The organism is Halomonas sp. DP1Y21-3 (assembly GCF_019801245.1).
GTDB classification, from domain to species: domain Bacteria; phylum Pseudomonadota; class Gammaproteobacteria; order Pseudomonadales; family Halomonadaceae; genus Halomonas; species Halomonas litopenaei.
The window spans coordinates 154872-170660 of record NZ_JAHVJM010000005.1 but is presented as its reverse complement, the minus strand read 5'-3'; the positions used below and the strand labels follow the sequence as shown (position 1 = coordinate 170660).

Annotated in this window: 18 protein-coding genes and 1 tRNA gene; 12 read left to right on the top strand and 7 right to left on the bottom strand. The window is 64.4% G+C overall.

All coding sequences use genetic code 11. The annotated features are described in order from the left end of the window. Positions 1-25: 25 nt before the first annotated feature. The gene (locus tag KUV74_RS15525; protein ID WP_222516789.1) at positions 26-883 is read right to left on the bottom strand and encodes a formate dehydrogenase accessory sulfurtransferase FdhD; all 858 of its coding nucleotides are present in this window, start codon (positions 881-883) and stop codon (positions 26-28) included. 236 nt (positions 884-1119) lie between these two features. Between KUV74_RS15525 and KUV74_RS15520 the strand changes: the two genes are divergently transcribed. From KUV74_RS15520 to glp, 11 genes are all read left to right on the top strand, one after another. Next, the gene (locus KUV74_RS15520; RefSeq protein WP_045992209.1) at positions 1120-1551 is read left to right on the top strand and encodes a DUF3305 domain-containing protein; all 432 of its coding nucleotides are present in this window, start codon (positions 1120-1122) and stop codon (positions 1549-1551) included. Between the two features lie 67 nt (positions 1552-1618). Further along, a complete protein-coding gene (locus tag KUV74_RS15515) occupies positions 1619-2395 on the top strand; it encodes a DUF3306 domain-containing protein (RefSeq protein ID WP_222516788.1) in 777 nt (258 codons plus the stop codon). A gap of 119 nt (positions 2396-2514) precedes the next feature. Beyond that, a complete protein-coding gene (locus KUV74_RS15510) occupies positions 2515-4317 on the top strand; it encodes a 4Fe-4S binding protein (protein WP_222516787.1) in 1803 nt (600 codons plus the stop codon). Next, positions 4314-4973, top strand: coding sequence for a molecular chaperone (locus KUV74_RS15505; RefSeq protein ID WP_045992211.1), 660 nt, complete (start codon positions 4314-4316; stop codon positions 4971-4973). The genes KUV74_RS15510 and KUV74_RS15505 overlap by 4 nt, the downstream gene beginning before the upstream one ends. A 2-nt stretch (positions 4974-4975) precedes the next feature. Beyond that, entirely contained in the window at positions 4976-5188 is a 213-nt protein-coding gene (locus KUV74_RS15500; protein WP_045992212.1) for a twin-arginine translocation pathway signal, read from the top strand. An 18-nt stretch (positions 5189-5206) separates the two neighbouring features. Further along, on the top strand, positions 5207-8062 hold the full coding sequence (locus KUV74_RS15495) for a formate dehydrogenase subunit alpha (protein ID WP_222516786.1): 2856 nt from the start codon (positions 5207-5209) through the stop codon (positions 8060-8062). Between the two features lie 34 nt (positions 8063-8096). Further along, a complete protein-coding gene (gene fdh3B, locus KUV74_RS15490; protein WP_045992214.1) occupies positions 8097-8720 on the top strand; it encodes a formate dehydrogenase FDH3 subunit beta in 624 nt (207 codons plus the stop codon). Between the two features lie 9 nt (positions 8721-8729). Then, positions 8730-9773: a formate dehydrogenase subunit gamma gene (locus KUV74_RS15485; protein WP_222516785.1), complete on the top strand. Its 1044-nt coding sequence runs from the start codon at positions 8730-8732 to the stop codon at positions 9771-9773. Positions 9774-9922: 149 nt separating this feature from the next. Then, entirely contained in the window at positions 9923-10252 is a 330-nt protein-coding gene (locus tag KUV74_RS15480) for a DUF1244 domain-containing protein (protein WP_045992216.1), read from the top strand. 20 nt (positions 10253-10272) lie between these two features. Next, positions 10273-10785, top strand: a complete 513-nt coding sequence (gene moaB / locus KUV74_RS15475; protein WP_108133422.1) for a molybdenum cofactor biosynthesis protein B — start codon at positions 10273-10275, stop codon at positions 10783-10785. Further along, a complete protein-coding gene (gene glp / locus KUV74_RS15470) occupies positions 10775-11998 on the top strand; it encodes a gephyrin-like molybdotransferase Glp (protein ID WP_108449304.1) in 1224 nt (407 codons plus the stop codon). The genes moaB and glp overlap by 11 nt, the downstream gene beginning before the upstream one ends. A 68-nt stretch (positions 11999-12066) precedes the next feature. On the opposite strand, the gene KUV74_RS15465 is transcribed toward glp, so the two are convergent. From KUV74_RS15465 to KUV74_RS15440, 6 genes are all read right to left on the bottom strand, one after another. Then, the gene (locus KUV74_RS15465) at positions 12067-12642 is read right to left on the bottom strand and encodes an ACP phosphodiesterase (RefSeq protein ID WP_108449305.1); all 576 of its coding nucleotides are present in this window, start codon (positions 12640-12642) and stop codon (positions 12067-12069) included. A 10-nt stretch (positions 12643-12652) separates the two neighbouring features. After that, complete coding sequence (locus KUV74_RS15460; protein WP_108449306.1) at positions 12653-13006, bottom strand: TusE/DsrC/DsvC family sulfur relay protein; 354 nt, start codon at positions 13004-13006, stop codon at positions 12653-12655. A 9-nt stretch (positions 13007-13015) separates the two neighbouring features. Continuing rightward, entirely contained in the window at positions 13016-13306 is a 291-nt protein-coding gene (tusB, locus tag KUV74_RS15455; RefSeq protein ID WP_108449307.1) for a sulfurtransferase complex subunit TusB, read from the bottom strand. Between the two features lie 112 nt (positions 13307-13418). After that, entirely contained in the window at positions 13419-13799 is a 381-nt protein-coding gene (locus tag KUV74_RS15450; protein ID WP_108449308.1) for a DsrE family protein, read from the bottom strand. 81 nt (positions 13800-13880) lie between these two features. Further along, a complete protein-coding gene (tusD, locus tag KUV74_RS15445; RefSeq protein WP_045991750.1) occupies positions 13881-14273 on the bottom strand; it encodes a sulfurtransferase complex subunit TusD in 393 nt (130 codons plus the stop codon). A 121-nt stretch (positions 14274-14394) separates the two neighbouring features. After that, positions 14395-15066 carry a Bax inhibitor-1/YccA family protein gene (locus KUV74_RS15440; RefSeq protein ID WP_045991749.1) on the bottom strand — a complete coding sequence of 224 codons (672 nt, stop codon included), beginning with the start codon at positions 15064-15066 and terminating at the stop codon, positions 14395-14397. 319 nt (positions 15067-15385) lie between these two features. Between KUV74_RS15440 and KUV74_RS15435 the strand changes: the two genes are divergently transcribed. Next, positions 15386-15475: transfer RNA gene (locus KUV74_RS15435), tRNA-Ser, on the top strand. The last annotated feature ends 314 nt before the right edge of the window (positions 15476-15789 follow it).

Genomic DNA, 15789 nt, shown 5'->3' with positions numbered 1-15789 from the left:
ACGTCTGGAACGCCTCCGATCACGCCTAGTCTTTCGTCTGCCGGCGCTTGATATCTCCGGGACGCCGGGCCGGCTGTGCGTCGAAGTCGAAGCGCTCGCGCCCATGGACAATCTGGAGCCTGCGCCCCTTGGCCCGAGCGATCAGCAGCACGCCGAAGCGCCGGGCCAGCTCCACGCCCTTCTGGGTAACGCCTGAGCGCGACACCAGCACCGAGATACCCATCTGGGCCACCTTGAGCACCATCTCAGACGTCAGCCGTCCGGTGGTATAGAAGATGTCCGCCTGGCCGAGCGGAAGGTCGTCGAGCCACTCTCGGCCAGCCAGGGTGTCCACCGCATTATGCCGGCCCACGTCTTCGACAAAGTCGAGCACCTCGGTCTGGCGACATAACGCACAGCCATGGACCGCCCCCGCGCTGCGGTAGGTCTCGTTGTAGTCTCCCAGGTTGTCGAGCAGCCGATAGATCACCGACTGACTCACCCTGGCCTGGGAAAGCCGGGTCTGTGGCACCGCATCGAGCAGGCGGCCGAATACCGTGCCCTGGCCGCAGCCGGTGGTAACGGTGCGCTGGCCTAGCCGTTGCTCCAGATCCTCCGGCGAATGGCGAGTGACAACCGCCGCAGCCTCGACTTCCCAGTCGACCATCACCGCCTTGAGGTCTTCGCGCTGCGTAATCAACCCCTGATTGCGCAAATAGCCCACCACCAACGCCTCCGGGTCCGCTCCCAGCGACATCAGGGTGACGATTTCCCGCCGGTTGAGGTAGACCGTCAGCGAGCGCTCCGCGGCGATAGCCTGACGGTGCGATTCGCCGAACTCATCAACGACGTCGATCTCGATGGTGGGCGGCAACAGGGCGTGACTACGTTGTATGGTCGACATCTCGATCCCCGATAAACGTTCCCGATAAACATTCCCGACAAACCTTTCCGATAGACCTTCCCATCGGACAATAAGCGCTGAGGTGGCCGGGTAACGTCGAATTGACGGCGTGATGCGGAAACTGCTTTGCTAATACTGCTTGCTGACTCGAGTCGGCCGATAAAAGCAGTCGGAACCACGGATCAGGTTCGACGGCATGACTGACCGCATCCTGCCATTGCCAAGGACATTACGCCATGACGAGGCTAGCCAATCGCCGGCCACTCAGTGTGACGATCACGCCACAGGACAAGGTGATCAAGGGCTTTCGCCAGCGCAGCTGGGCAGTCGAGCGTCTGGAGCCTGGCGATCAGGGGCCCAGCGTCGTGACGCTGGTGCTCAGCCTGACCGAGCGGGCGGCTTATCGGTTCAACCTTCAGGCCGCTGCCCCACGTCTGTTTATCCGCGCCGGACACAGCGACGGAGAGCCCCATATCGATGCCATCACCGCCAGCCAGGACGTCGCGGCCAATTGGATGGACGGAGAACACCGCGTGCTCGCCACAGAGATGCCACTGGCGATCCAGGCCTGGATAGAGGCCTATCTGGTGGCCCATGGCGAGGCGCCGATCGAGGGGCGCAAGAAAAAGCGCAAGGGTGCCGGACGTGCCCGGGAGAACACCCCATGAGTCGACTGTCAGCCTGGCTCCGCAAGAAAAGACGCAAGGGCGCTGATCGCACTTGGGAGAACACCCCATGAGTCGCCTGTCACAGTGGTCCCGCAGAAAGCTCAAGGACCCGTCGGTTGTCGACGGCACACCCCCTGACGCCACCGCCGCCAGTGATGCTGCTGTCGACACGCAGGGAGCCCCCGCCGCCCCAATTGCCAGCAGCGATGCCGAACCGTGCCACTCCGAGGTCGATGCCGCTGCCGCGCCCGAGCACGATGCGCACCACGGCGCACCACCCGCGGACGCGCCCCCTGATGCGGACGTCGAGCTACCGCCTCCCGAGTCGCTGGCGCCAGGCAGCGATATTCGGGCATACCTCGCCTCGGGCGTGGACCGGGCGCTCAAGAAACGCGCCCTGCGCCAGCTGTTTCGCGGTGAACGCTACAACCTGCGCGACGGGCTGGATGACTATGATGATGACTTTCGCGCCAAGCTGACCCCCTTGCCCAGCGAGACCGCCCAGCGCCTGCGCCGGTGGTGGGATAACGTCGATGACGAGGAGGCCGCGGAAGATAGCGTCGCCGACTCAGCCGGCGAAACGCCAGACACCCTTTCAGACACCCCGCCAGGGCACAGCGATCAGGGAGACGGCGCTAGCGACGAGGACGTCGCCGATACCACCACGACGCCATCACCGTCACCGGACGACGCCACAACGTCGGAGGCCATGACACAAGCTGGCAAACGAGGTGTCAGCCACACCTCCGCATCCGCCAAGGCAGGCCGTGCAGCGCCAGCCGCTGGCCGGGCGCTGGCTGCCAGCGAGGAAGATCCCGAGGGGCCTGGTCCCACCTCGTCATAGCGGTGCTTACCGCCTTCGACCAAGGAGTGTTGGCGCATTTGATGTACAGCGCTCACACTTGGGGATGACACATAAGAAAAAAATCATAACGAACACAAAGTTTTCGACCGTGAGTCAGCATGAACCAGAAAATCGCAACCGTGCCGGTGGACACCGAGGTCAACCGGCAGGCCCGTGAGCGAGCCCTTGGCGCCGTCTCCTGGCCGCTCAATCTCGTCGCAGCAACGGTGGGTTACCAAAGCCATGGCCATCTACTGGCGATTGGCGACAGCGCGTCCCTGCTGGAAGTGCTGGAGCGTGCACGAGGGCTTGAACAAGGGCTTGCCAGTATCACGCTGGTGGTGACCGATGTGCCGGATGATGCGCTGTTGCAGCGTGCCGAGGCTGCCGATGTGCAGCTCCAGCCGCTACTCGCCTCCCAACTCGGACGGCTGCACCTGGAAGGCTACCTTGGCCACTTCAGCGCCTGGCTCGAAGGCCATGAGGGCCCCATCGAGCTTGCCCGGGCACTGCTGGGCCGAGAACACCATGACCTGGTGCTGGACCTGACACCGACACCGCGCCTGCCCCTGGAACTCCCGCCTCCCGGCTATTTTCATTCCCCGGTCGCCGGTGAAGCGCGCACGACGCTGATCGACGGCCTCGGCGACTATATCGGTGAATTCGAAAAGCCCCGCTACTTCGAAGTCCACGCCGATCGCTGCGCCCACTCCACTCGTGGCTTCGGTGGCTGTACCCGCTGTCTGGAAGTGTGTCCCGCCGACGCCATCAAGAGCGTCCCCGGACGCATCGATGCCCGCATCGAGATCGATCCCTACCTGTGTCAGGGGGTCGGTAGCTGTACCAGCGCCTGCCCCACCGGGGCCATCGAATTCCGCCAACCGCATAGCCTGCGCCAGCAGGACACCCTGCTCGCCTGGCTCGACCATTACCACGCCGCCGGCGGCCAGTCGGCGGTGCTGCGCTTCGTTCAGGCCGATCACGCCCAGCACCTGCAACCCGACGCGGCCGGCCACGTCATCGATGTGGCGCTGGAAGACCTGGGTTCTTCCGGCGTCGACCATTGGCTGTCGGCCATTGCCGCCGGCGCCTGCGAAGTGCGCATCCAGGCATACTCCGGCATGCCGGACAGGCTGGTCGCGCACCTGGAGGATCAACTGGCCCAGGGCAGAGCGATCCTCGAGGCGCTGGGGCATGATCCCGGCCGATTGCAGTGGTTCAGCGACGAGGAGCAGGAAAGCTCGCTCGCCCTGCCTCGCCATGCGGGTCTGACGCCCCGGCTGCGCTCCCTGGAACAGGCTCAAGCGTTCGAAAGCGACAAGGACACCCCGTCGGCCACGGTACAAATGGCCGGCGGACGACCCGGCAATACAGGGGCAACAGATGGCGCAGAAGCGCCCGGCAAGCGCGAGCGTCTCACCCTGGTACTGGACCATCTGGCCGCCACTGGCCATGTCGACGGCGAGCGGCACCCGATGCCTCCGGGCAGCCCATTCGGTGGCATCGAGGTCAATGCCGATGCCTGCACTCTGTGCATGGGCTGTGTTGCCAGCTGCCCGACCGGCGCGCTCGGCGCCGGAGGCGACACCCCGCGCCTCGACTTTCGCGAAGCAGACTGCGTCCAGTGCGGCCTGTGCAGCAAGAGCTGTCCAGAATCCGCCATCCGCCTGTCTCCCGGCTTCCTCGCCAGCGCGGAACGCAGCCAGTGGCGAGTGTGCCACGAAGACGCACCCTTTCACTGCATCGTCTGTGGCAGCGCCTTCGCCAACGCCCGCACCATCGCCGCCATCCAGCAGAAGCTGGCCAACCATGCGTACTTCAGTGGTGACCAGGCACGTCGGCTGGAAATGTGTCAGGACTGCCGGGTCAAGGACGTATGGCACGAGATGGCGACCAATCCGGAGGCCCAGCTCAAGCTATGACCACGCACGACATTCCTGACTCCCGCACCGAAGAAGCCGATCTGAGGGCCGACATCTACGCCCTGCTGGCGGCACTGCTGCGCGAGCCCCCCAGCGAAGCCCTTCGCCAGTGGCTTGCCGGCCTCGAGGGAGAGCCGGACGACATTCGTCTGAGCCAGGCCTGGAGCCGGCTGGCCGCTGCTGCTGCCGACAGCGACGTCGAACGCCTGGAGCGTGCCCACTTTCGTCATCTGATCGGGGTCATCCAGGGCGACGTGCTGCCCTACGCCTCCTACTACCGCGAAGGCGGCCTGATGGAAGCATCACTGGTCGCACTGCGACGGGATCTCAAGACGCTGGGCATCCAGCGCTCTGCCGACGTCTCGGAGCCGGAAGATCATCTGGCGGCAATGTGCGAGGTCATGGCGATGCTGATCGGCCAGAACGATCAGCGAGCCGGCAGCTTCTTCCATCGCCACCTGGCACCCTGGGCCAACCGCTGCATGCACGATCTTGCCCGGGTCGACACCCCCTTCTATGCGGCGCTGGGTGAACTGGCGACGCTGTTTTTCCAGCGCGAGAGCGCCATCCTGATCGACAACACTACCCTTGGAACCCCTGTGCCCGGCACCAGCGTCCACGAGGACCGAGGCCAGGCCCTTGGAGCAGGAGAATGAGCATGAGCACAACGCCCAACACTCAACGCCGTCGTCTTCTCAAGGCCCTGGGGGGCGGCACCGTGGCCGCCGGTGCCGCGGTGGTGGTCGGCCAGGCCTCGGTTGCTGTGGCGCGCGATGACAGCGCCACGACCGCCACCGAGAAAGCCGATGACAGCGCCGGTTACCGCGAGACAGAACACGTACGTGCCTTCTACGCATCCCTGCGCGACTGACAACAAGGAGAGCCTGCCATGCGACTGACACGTACCTCCACCACACCCAAGGTCTCCGGTCTCGGCATTTCCCGGCGCCAGTTCCTCAAGCGCAGTGGCGCAGCGACCAGCGGTGTCGCCGGTCTTGGACTGTTCGGCTCACCGATGATGCAACGCGCCGAGGCGGTCGAGAAGACGCCCTACAGCGATGCTCCGGTGGAAACCCGCCGCACCATCTGCTCCCACTGCTCGGTGGGCTGTGGCGTCTACGCCGAGGTCCAGGAAGGGGTCTGGACCCACCAGGAACCGGCCTTCGATCACCCGATCAATCGCGGTGCCCACTGCGCCAAGGGCGCTTCACTACGCCAGCACGGTCACTCCACCCGCCGCCTCAAGTACCCGATGAAGCTGGTCGGGGGCGAGTGGCAACGTCTGTCCTGGGACCAGGCCATCGACGAAATCGGTGCCAAGGTGCTGGAACTGACCGAGCAGCATGGCCCGGACAGCGTCTACTGGCTCGGCTCGGCCAAGTTCAGCAACGAACAGGCCTACCTGATGCGCAAGTTCGCGGCGCTGGCCGGTACCAACAATACCGACCACCAGGCGCGCATCTGCCACTCCACCACCGTGGCGGGCGTCGCCAATACCTGGGGCTACGGAGCGATGACTAACTCGCTCAACGACCTCCAGAACAGCCGCTCGATCATGTTCATCGGCTCCAACCCCAGCGAAGCGCACCCGGTGGCGATGCAGCACATCCTGCTGGCCAAGGAGCGCAGCCAGGCCGAAATCATCGTCGTCGATCCGCGCTTCACCCGCACGGCGGCCAAGGCCGACCACTACGTGCGGATCCGGCCGGGTTCCGACGTGGCCTTCATCTGGGGCCTGCTCTGGCACATCTTCGAGAACGGCTGGGAAGACCAGCAGTACATCGACCAGCGCGTCTACGCCATGGACGAGGTCCGCAACGAGGTTGCCAACTTCCCGCCGAGTGAAGTGGAGCGCATCACCGGGGTGCCGGAAGCCGCCATGTACGATACCGCCAGGCGGCTGGCAGAAAACCGTCCCGGCTGCATCGTCTGGTGCATGGGCGGCACCCAGCACACCACCGGCAACAACAACACCCGGGCCTACTGCATCCTCGAACTGGCGCTGGGCAATATCGGCAAGTCAGGCGGCGGCGCCAACATCTTCCGGGGGCACGACAATGTCCAGGGGGCGACCGATCTCGGCCTGATGTCTCATTCGCTACCCGGCTATTACGGTCTGTCGGAAGCCGCCTGGAAGCACTGGGCGCAGATCTGGGACCTCGATTACGAATGGCTCAAGAGCCGCTTCGATCAGACCGAGTACGCCGACGGCTACCCCATGCACTCCAGCGGCATCACGGTATCGCGCTGGATCGATGGCGTCCTCGAGCAAGACCAGGACATCTCCCAGCGCACCAGCCTGAAGGCGATGTTCTACTGGGGTCACGCGGTCAACTCCCAGACCCGCGGCACCGAAATGCAGAAAGCGATGCAGAAGCTCGAGATGATGGTCATCGTCGACCCCTATCCCACCGTCGCCGGGGTCATGCACGATCGCAGCGATGGCGTCTATCTTCTGCCGGCGGCCACCCAGTTCGAGACCTACGGCAGCGTCACCGCCACCAACCGCTCTCTGCAGTGGCGTGACCGGGTGGTGGAGCCGGCCTTCGAGGCCAAGCCCGACCACAGCATCATGTACCTGCTGAGCCAGCGCCTCGGATTTGCCGACGAGCTGTTCAAGAACATTCAGATCAACGGCGAGGAGCCGCTGATCGAGGACATTACCCGGGAGTTCAACCGCGGCATGTGGACCGTAGGTTACACCGGGCAGAGCCCCGAGCGGCTCAAGACCCACCAGCAGAACTGGCATACCTTCAGCTTCCGCGATCTGCGTGCCGAAGGCGGCCCGGCCGACGGCGATTACTACGGCCTGCCATGGCCCTGCTGGGGTACCGCAGAGCTCAATCACCCCGGCACCCCCATTCTGTACGACACCAGCAAACCGGTGTCCCAGGGCGGCCTGACCTTCCGTGCGCGTTTTGGCATCGAGCACGAAGGCACCCCGATTCTCGCCGACAACTCGTTCAGCGCCGGTTCCGATCTCGAGGACGGCTACCCCGAGTTCAGCGCCCAGATGCTCAAGGACCTGGGCTGGTGGGATGAGCTGACCGACGAAGAAAAGGCCGCGGCGGAAGGCAAGAACTGGAAGACCGACCTGTCCGGCGGCATCCAGCGCGTTGCCATCGCCCATGAATGCTCACCTTTCGGCAACGCCAAGGCGCGCTGCAACGTCTGGACCTTCCCCGACCCGATTCCCAAGCACCGCGAGCCGCTCTATACCTCACGCCGGGATCTGGTCGAGGACTACCCCACCTGGGATGACGTCGCCTCGCACTACCGCCTGCCGACGCTGTACCAGAGCATTCAGCAGAATGATGCCAGCAAGAAGTACCCGATCATCATGACTTCTGGCCGCCTGGTCGAGTACGAAGGCGGCGGCGAGGAAACGCGCTCCATGTCATGGCTGGCCGAGCTGCAGCAGGAGATGTTCGTCGAGATCAACCCTGCCCTGGCCAACGACCTGGGGGTCAAGGACGGCAACATGGTGTGGGTGGAAGGCGCCGAAGGCGGCCGTATCAAGGTCAAGGCCATGGTGACGCCTCGGGTAGCGCGGGAAGTGGTGTTCATGCCCTTCCACTTCGGCGGCATGTTCCAGGGCGAAAGCCTGGCCGACCGCTATCCGGATGGCACCACGCCCTACGTGATCGGTGAGGCGGTCAACACCGCCACCACCTACGGCTACGACTCGGTGACCCAGATGCAGGAAACCAAGTGCACCCTGTGTCGCATCGAACTCGCCAGCTAGACACCGACGTCACCGAACCAACAGGAGTTTCGACATGGCCCAGATGAAATTCATGTGTGACGCCGAGCGCTGCATCGAGTGCAATGGTTGCGTCACCGCCTGCAAGAACGCCAACGAGGTCGAGTGGGGCATCCAGCGCCGCCGGGTGGTCACCCTGAACGACGGCGAGCCGTCCGAGGTGTCCATCTCGGTGGCCTGCATGCACTGCGATGACGCACCCTGCATGGCGGTCTGCCCCACCGACTGCTTCTACAAGACAGACGACGGCATCGTGCTGCACGACAAGGATCTGTGCATCGGCTGCGGTTACTGCCTGTACGCCTGCCCCTTCGGCGCGCCGCAGTTTCCCCAGCAGGACGCCTTCGGCGAGCGCGGCAAGATGGACAAGTGCACCTTCTGTGCCGGCGGCCCCGCCGACAGCCCCGAAGAAGAGTACGAGAAATACGGCGCCAACCGCATCGCCGAGGGCAAGCTGCCGCTGTGCGCCGAAATGTGCTCGACCAAGGCGCTGCTGGCAGGCGATGCCCAGACCGTTGCCGACATCTTCCGCGAGCGGGTGGTGCGCCGTGGTCACAAGGATGGCGCCTGGTCGGATATCGGCAATGGCTCGCCCTCGGCGATCGACGCCATGGCCTACGACGCCACACGTAACCAGTGAGGAGGCCCCATGAACCTTCGTGATGCCTTGCCTCGACCGGGTGGAGCCCTGGGGCTGGTGCTGCCAGCACTGCTGCTGTTGTTGCTGGCCTGCGCCGCTCCCGCCATGGGTGCCGACCCCAATGCCGAGATCGCCACCGCCGTACCCAGCGCCGACGCCGATACCTGGCGCCAGGTGAAGGATGGCGAGTCCTTTATCGATACCCGCCACGATTCGACCTACAGCCTGATCAACCAGAGCGGCGAGAGCTGGCGCCAATGGCGCAACAAGTGGGTCTCGCCCTTCGGGCTGATCGCCGTGGGCGGCATGCTGGCGATGATCACCATCTTCTATCTGATCGTCGGTCGCAGCCGCCTCGAGGAGCCACGCACCGGGCGTAAGCTGTTGCGCTGGTCGGTACTCAGCCGGGCGCTGCACTGGACCCTGGCGACGCTGTTCATCATCCTGGCGCTGACGGGCCTCAACATTCTCTACGGCAAGTTCGTGTTCAAGCCAGTGTTTGGCGACGCCTTCTGGGCTGCGATGATCAGCGGCACAAAGTTCCTGCACAACTACATCGGTCCGTTCTTCGGTCTGCTGCTGATCTTCGTGCTGTTGCGCTTTCTCAAGCACAACTGGATCAAGGCCCACGATATCGAGTGGTTCAAGCAAGGCGGCGGCATGGTCGGCGACAAGCATCCAGACGCCGGCTTTGCCAACGGAGGCGAGAAGGCCTGGTTCTGGCTGTTGGCCACGGCCGGCATGGTTGTCTTCGTCAGTGGCCTGGTACTGGATTTCCCGAACTTCGACCAGAGCCGGGACACCATGCAGTGGGCCAACATCATCCATGCGGTGGGTGCCCTCGCGCTTACCGCCGTCTCCTTCGGTCACATCTATATCGGCACCCTGGGGACCGAGGGTGCGCTCGAGGGCATGACCACCGGCTACGTCGACGAAAGCTGGGCCAAGCAGCACCACAACCTGTGGTACGAAGAGGTCAAGGATCAGGCCGAGGCGCCGGCTGACGTGGAGGCCACCGACGATACCAAACCGGAATCACCCAGCCCCTCCTGAGCGCAGCCCCACCCACGGTGACCGCTATCCCTCTCGCCGCCCCGGGCTCACTCGGGGCGGCATTCTTTTGCCGCTGTTCTTGTGACGGTCTTGCGTTACCATCGTGGGACAGTCGCCCGACTGATCGTTTTCTGTTACTGGAGTCCCCCATGCAGCACCTCGATGAGGCCACTCGCACCGAACTCGAGGCGGCCGCCTTCCGCCGCCTGCTTCGCCACCTTGACGACAACAAGGATGTGCAGAACATCGATTTGATGATTCTGGCGGACTTCTGCCGCAACTGCCTGTCCAAGTGGCTGGTCGCCGCCGCCGAAGAGCGCGGTGAGACGCTCGACTACGAAAGCGCCCGTGAACACGTCTACGGCATGCCCTACAGCGAATGGAAGGACAGGTATCAGGCCAAGGCCACCCCCGAACAGATGGCGGCCTTCGAGGCTCGCCAGCAGGCCAAGCAGCAGCGTACCGGTGACAAGGAGTGACGCCAGTGAGTCAGGACACCATGATCGGGTTGAAGGTGGCGGTGCTGACCGTCTCCGACACCCGCACCGAAGACACCGATCGCAGCGGTCAGGCGCTGGTGCAGCGGCTCGAGGCCGCCGGCCACCAGCTCGCCGACAAGCAGATCGTGATCGATGACATCTATCGTATCCGTGCGGTGGTGTCAGGCTGGATCGCCGACCCCGAAGTGCAGGTGATCCTGACCACCGGCGGTACCGGCTTCACCGGACGGGATTCCACCCCGGAGGCGGTATCGGCCCTGCTCGACAAGCGCATCGAGGGCTTCGGCGAGCTGTTCCGCCAGCTGTCCTATCAGGAAATCGGCAGCTCCACCGTGCAAAGCCGCTGCCTGGGAGGCATGGCCAATCACACCGTGGTGTTCTGCCTGCCGGGCTCCACCGGCGCTTGCCGCACCGCCTGGGACGGCATCCTTGCCGAGCAGCTCGACAGCCGTCACCGGCCCTGCAACTTCGCCAATCTGGTGATACCGGAGCGGGGGCAGCATGACGTCTAGCCACGCAGCGTCACTGGCGCCCATGGAGGACGCCCTGGCCACCCTGCTCGATGGCGTCGCGCCGCTGCCGGTGGAGCGCCAGCCCTGCGAACAGGCCGAAGGCCGTGTGCTGGCAGCCCCGGTCGTGGCGGCCCTGGATGTACCGCCGTTCGACAATAGCGCCATGGACGGTTACGCCCTGCACCATGAAGACGCCGGACAACGCCTGCCGGTGGCCCTGCGAGTGGCCGCCGGGGCCCCGGGCGAGCGACTGGAGCGCGGCCGCTGTGCCCGCATCTTTACCGGTGGCCAGCTGCCCGAAGGCGCCGACTGTGTGGTGATGCAGGAGAAGGTCCAGCGCGAGGGTGATGAGGCCGTCATTCCCGCCGACATCCCGGCGGGCGACAACGTGCGCCGGCGGGGCCGCGACGTACGCGCAGGCGCCCCGCTGCTGGACGCCGGCACTCGGCTCGACGCCGCCGCACTTGGCCACCTGGCAGGCCAGGGTATCGTCGAAGTGGACGTCCACCGCCGACCCAGGGTGGCCTTGCTGTCCACCGGCGACGAGATCATCGATCCGGGCAAGCCCCTGGCAGCTGGCCAGATCTACAACTCCAACCGCCCCATGCTCAAGAGCCTGCTGGAGCGCTTCGGCGCCGAAATAGTGCTCACGCGCAGCGTACCGGATAGCCCGGAGGGTACCCGCGCCTGTCTGAAGGAGGCCGCCGAGGTAGCGGACCTGGTGGTCTCCACCGGCGGCGTCAGCGTCGGTGAGGAAGATCACGTCAAGGCGGCGCTGGAGACACTGGGCACGCTGAACCTGTGGCGCCTGGCCATTCGTCCCGGCAAGCCGCTGGCCCTGGGTCAGATGGAAGGACCTGGCGGCACGCCGGTGCGGTTTGTCGGCTTGCCCGGCAATCCGGTGTCCAGCTATGTCGGTGCCTGGCTATTCTTGCGCCCGCTGCTGGGTGCCCTGCAGGGCTGTGAATCCATGGCGGAGCTACCGCGGCTATGGGCCCGCAGCGACTTTGCCACCTCCACCGGTCCGCGCCAGCACTACATGCGGGTGCGCCTCGCCTTCGGCCCACAGGGCGTCAGCGCCCTGGCGTTTTCCGACCAGAATTCCGGGGTACTGTCATCCTGCATTGATGCCGACGCCCTGGCGGTGATCCCGCCCCATTGCGAGATAGCGCCGGGCGACAAGGTGGAATGCCTGTGGCTGCGGACCTGGTAGCGGTCCGCTGAAGCAGCGCGGTAGTCGCTAGGCGCGGTCCGAAAAGTCGACGAGCGAAGGTTAGAGCCCTAGGAACCCGAGGTCTCGAGTTCCGCGCGGGTATCGCGCCACAGGGTCGCGAAGTCGTCGTCCAGTTGACGATAGTCATCGCGCAGATGCGGCACCAGTTCGGCCAGTCGGTTGGGCCCGGACAGGCGTGAGCCAATGCCGGCGATGGCACGGCAGGTAAAGGCGAGGCTGGCGTAGCGACGCAGCCAGTCCTCACGCACCAGTACCGGCACCATGGTGGCCAGCCGCTGCGGTGCGCCGTGGTACTCGAACAGTCGATAGCATCGCTCGATCACGACCTCGCGCTCGTGTGGGTCGCTGGTAGCCAGATCCCGAGCGAGAAAGTGGTCCCACATCAGATCCAGGGCAATACCGGCCACACGACGACTCGCCGCAGGTGCCCGACGTCGAGCGGCAAGTACCGAGGGATGACGATCGACGAAGGCGTCCACCCGCCGGTGATGCTGTATGCCTGCTGCGACGCCTTCGGGCCACTGGCCGAGATCGCGCCCCTTGACGCCGTCGGCGATCAGGTTGCCGAGCAGAAAGTCGTCGTCACCGGCACGGGCGAGCCAGGCGTGGGCGAGAAAGTTCAACGCCGCACGTCTACAGGCAGTTGGTTGGTTTGGGCAGGCCCGCCAAACGGGCGCCCAGCTTGGGGGGGCTGCCGGGGAACAGCTTCATCAGGTACAGCGAGCTCCCCTTGTCCTTGCCCAGCGCCTGGCCCACCGCCTTGACCAGCGGGCGCATGGCCGGAGCCTGCTCGAAGCGCGCATAGAAGTCTCGCAGGACGTCGATCACCTGCCAGTGTTCGTCGCCGAGGGTGATGCCCTCTTCCGCCGCCAGCGCCTCGGCGACGGCGGGACTCCAGTCATCGAGATTGATCAGATAGCCTTCCGGGTCCAGGGGGACGGAGGCCTGGCCGAGTTCCAGGGTTCGTGCAGTTTCAGTGCTTGCCATCGTGTTACCTCAGTACCAGCTGACCACTTTATCGGCCTCTTCGGTGAGCCTGACAAAACCGTCCACGTCGACGACTTCGATGCCGGTGGCACAGTGTTCGCTCAAGCCGCGCGCCTCGAGATCTTCGGCCAGCGCCAGTAGACGACCGGGCAGAGACGACCACAGCGCCTGCTGGGCCGGCAGAGCGCCAAGCACGGCGTCTTCGATCAATAACAGCTTGTCGTCTTCTGCCAACGCCCGTAGCGCCTGCCGATAGACCGTCGACTCCAGCGGTGAACGATTGAGGGTGTGCAGTATCATCCCGATTCCTGGTAGTGGTCGTGGGTGAGTCCAGTGGCTGACGTCGATGGGTAAAACCTGGCGGGAGCGAGCCCCGACAGAGACGCGGTCTGGAGTCGTCTGTGACGCCGATTCAGAAGGTCAGCACCAATGCGTGCTCCGCCATCAGGGCGGCAATGGCGTCACCCTCGATGACAATGGCATCCGGCGTCAGCGTCTCAGGCGCCACGCCCAACTCGGCAAGTCCTGCCCCATCCACGAACAGCCGGTCGATGTCGTACATCTCGAGCATGGCCAGCGTCGGCTGGGTGCCCTTCTGCCCCAGCGGGCCGGCGCCCTGCCCCGGCACCAGTGCCGCCACGCCACTGGCCAGGAACAACAGGGATACCCGGCGTCCGAAGGCGGCGGCCACCAGCGCCGTGTCGAGACCTTCTTTCAGGTAGCTGGTGCCATGGGGGCCATGACGAAGAATCACCAGCAGATCCCCCGAATCGTCGTTGGGTTCCTCAATCATCGACCTTTCACTCTTCTCGGTTCAGCGTTGCCCTGCTCGGGACCCATTGCCTGGCGGCAGTCGGCAGCAGCTCGGTGTTGTTCAGGCACCAAAGGTTACCAGCCTGTCACACTCGAGGCCCAGGTCCACCAGCTGGCCGAGGCCGGTCAGCTCGAACGGCGCCTGGACGCTGTGGCCTTGCTTGCCGTGCCTGGCCGCCTCGTCGGCGTCGACGATGCCTCGGCGCAGTGCGGCGGCGATGCACACCTCGAGACGCACGCCATGCTCCTGGTTCAGCGTGGTCCAGCCGTCGACCAGATGAGGCTCGTCCTGGGGCGGCGATGCCAGGCGCGCGGCGTTGTGAACGCCATCGCGATAGAAGAAGACGGCCTCCAGGTGGTGACCGCGGGCGATCACCGCACGGGCGAAGCGCAGCGCGCTGTGTGCGGCCTGATGGCTGTAGGGGGCACCCAGCAGCAGGATGGCATAACGCATGGTATTCCCTTGGCTCCCGCCAACGTCGGGAGTTGAACAAAGCGGGTCATCAAAAACACGTCGGCCCCGCCAAGGCGGGGCCGACAGTGTACGACAGTTGTGCCAGAACGTCTTGCGACGATCAGTCCTGGCTTACCACGCCCAGCAGCGACAGCAGGCTGATGAACAGGTTGTAGATCGACACATAGAGAGTGATGGTGGCGAGGATGTAGTTGGTCTCGCCGGCACGGTGCACGATCTCGCTGGTCTGGTACAGGATCGCCGCGGAGGAGAACAGCACGAAGCCAGCCGATACCATCAGCGACAGCGACGGAATGTTGAAGATCAACGCCGCCACCATGGCCAGGATCAGCACGATGGCGCCAGCCATCATGAAGTTCGCCAGGAAGCTGAAGTCCTTGCGAGTGATCAACGCCACCGCTGACAGACCAAAGAAGGTCAGGCCGGTCATGCCCAGTGCGGTCATGATCAGCTCGGGACCGTTGGACAGCGTCAGATAGGCGCTCAGGATCGGGCCGAGGGTGAAGCCCATGAAGCCAGTGAAGGCAAAGGTCGCCAGCAGGCCGAGGGCCGAGTTGGCGGTCTTGTGGACCAGGAACATCAGGCCGTAGGCGCCGATGAAGAACACCAGAATGTTCATCTGCTGTACACCGAGGGCCACGGCGGCCCCTGCGGTGATGGCAGAGAACAGTAGTGTCATCGCCAGCAAGCCGTAGGTGTTGCGCAGAACCTTGTTCGTCGCAGCGACCTGCGTCTGGGTCTGACGATTCACCTGTGACTCTTGATAAGCCATGTATCCAGAGCTCCCTGTTGGTTGACATGCATTCGACACAGCATGCCCCCAGCAAGTTCCCGACGCAAGCCGCCTGGCGACGGGGTTTCAACGCCATTCAAGCGATCAGACTGGCCCATGGGCCCGCCATGGGCGGCGCGAACACTGTTTCCTATCGGCGACAAAAAATTGCTTAGCTGCACAATTTTTGCGCAGTCACCCTATTGCAACAGCTCCCTTGAAGGCATCAGGGAGGGGTGTCGCTCTATCGCGTAAGACATTGATCGCACACAAGTGTTGACGTGGGGAGAAAAGCTGGTAAAGTACACCGCCGTGAGCCGGAGGGATGGCAGAGCGGTTGAATGCACCGGTCTTGAAAACCGGCAAGGGTTAACGCCCTTCCAGGGTTCGAATCCCTGTCCCTCCGCCACCTCGAATCCAGAAGGGGATCAGTCGACAGACTGATCCCCTTCTTCGTTTTTTCCCTCTTCCCTCTTCCTTCAACAGCTCCCTGCCTTTCGGCACGCCAATCCTTCGACGGTCTCGAGGCGCTGCCCCGCCATGGTTCTTCACACCAGTGACTGCACATCTGGTTCTGCACACCAGCCCCAGCAGCAAGGTCTGTTCACCGGTTGTCGTGAAAAGGTCACCGATTGTCGTTGATGGATTGGCGACAACGCCGCAAATCGTGCACCCTGCTTGCATCTGTTGCTCCAGGCAGCACGACAGGGACGAACCAGACAC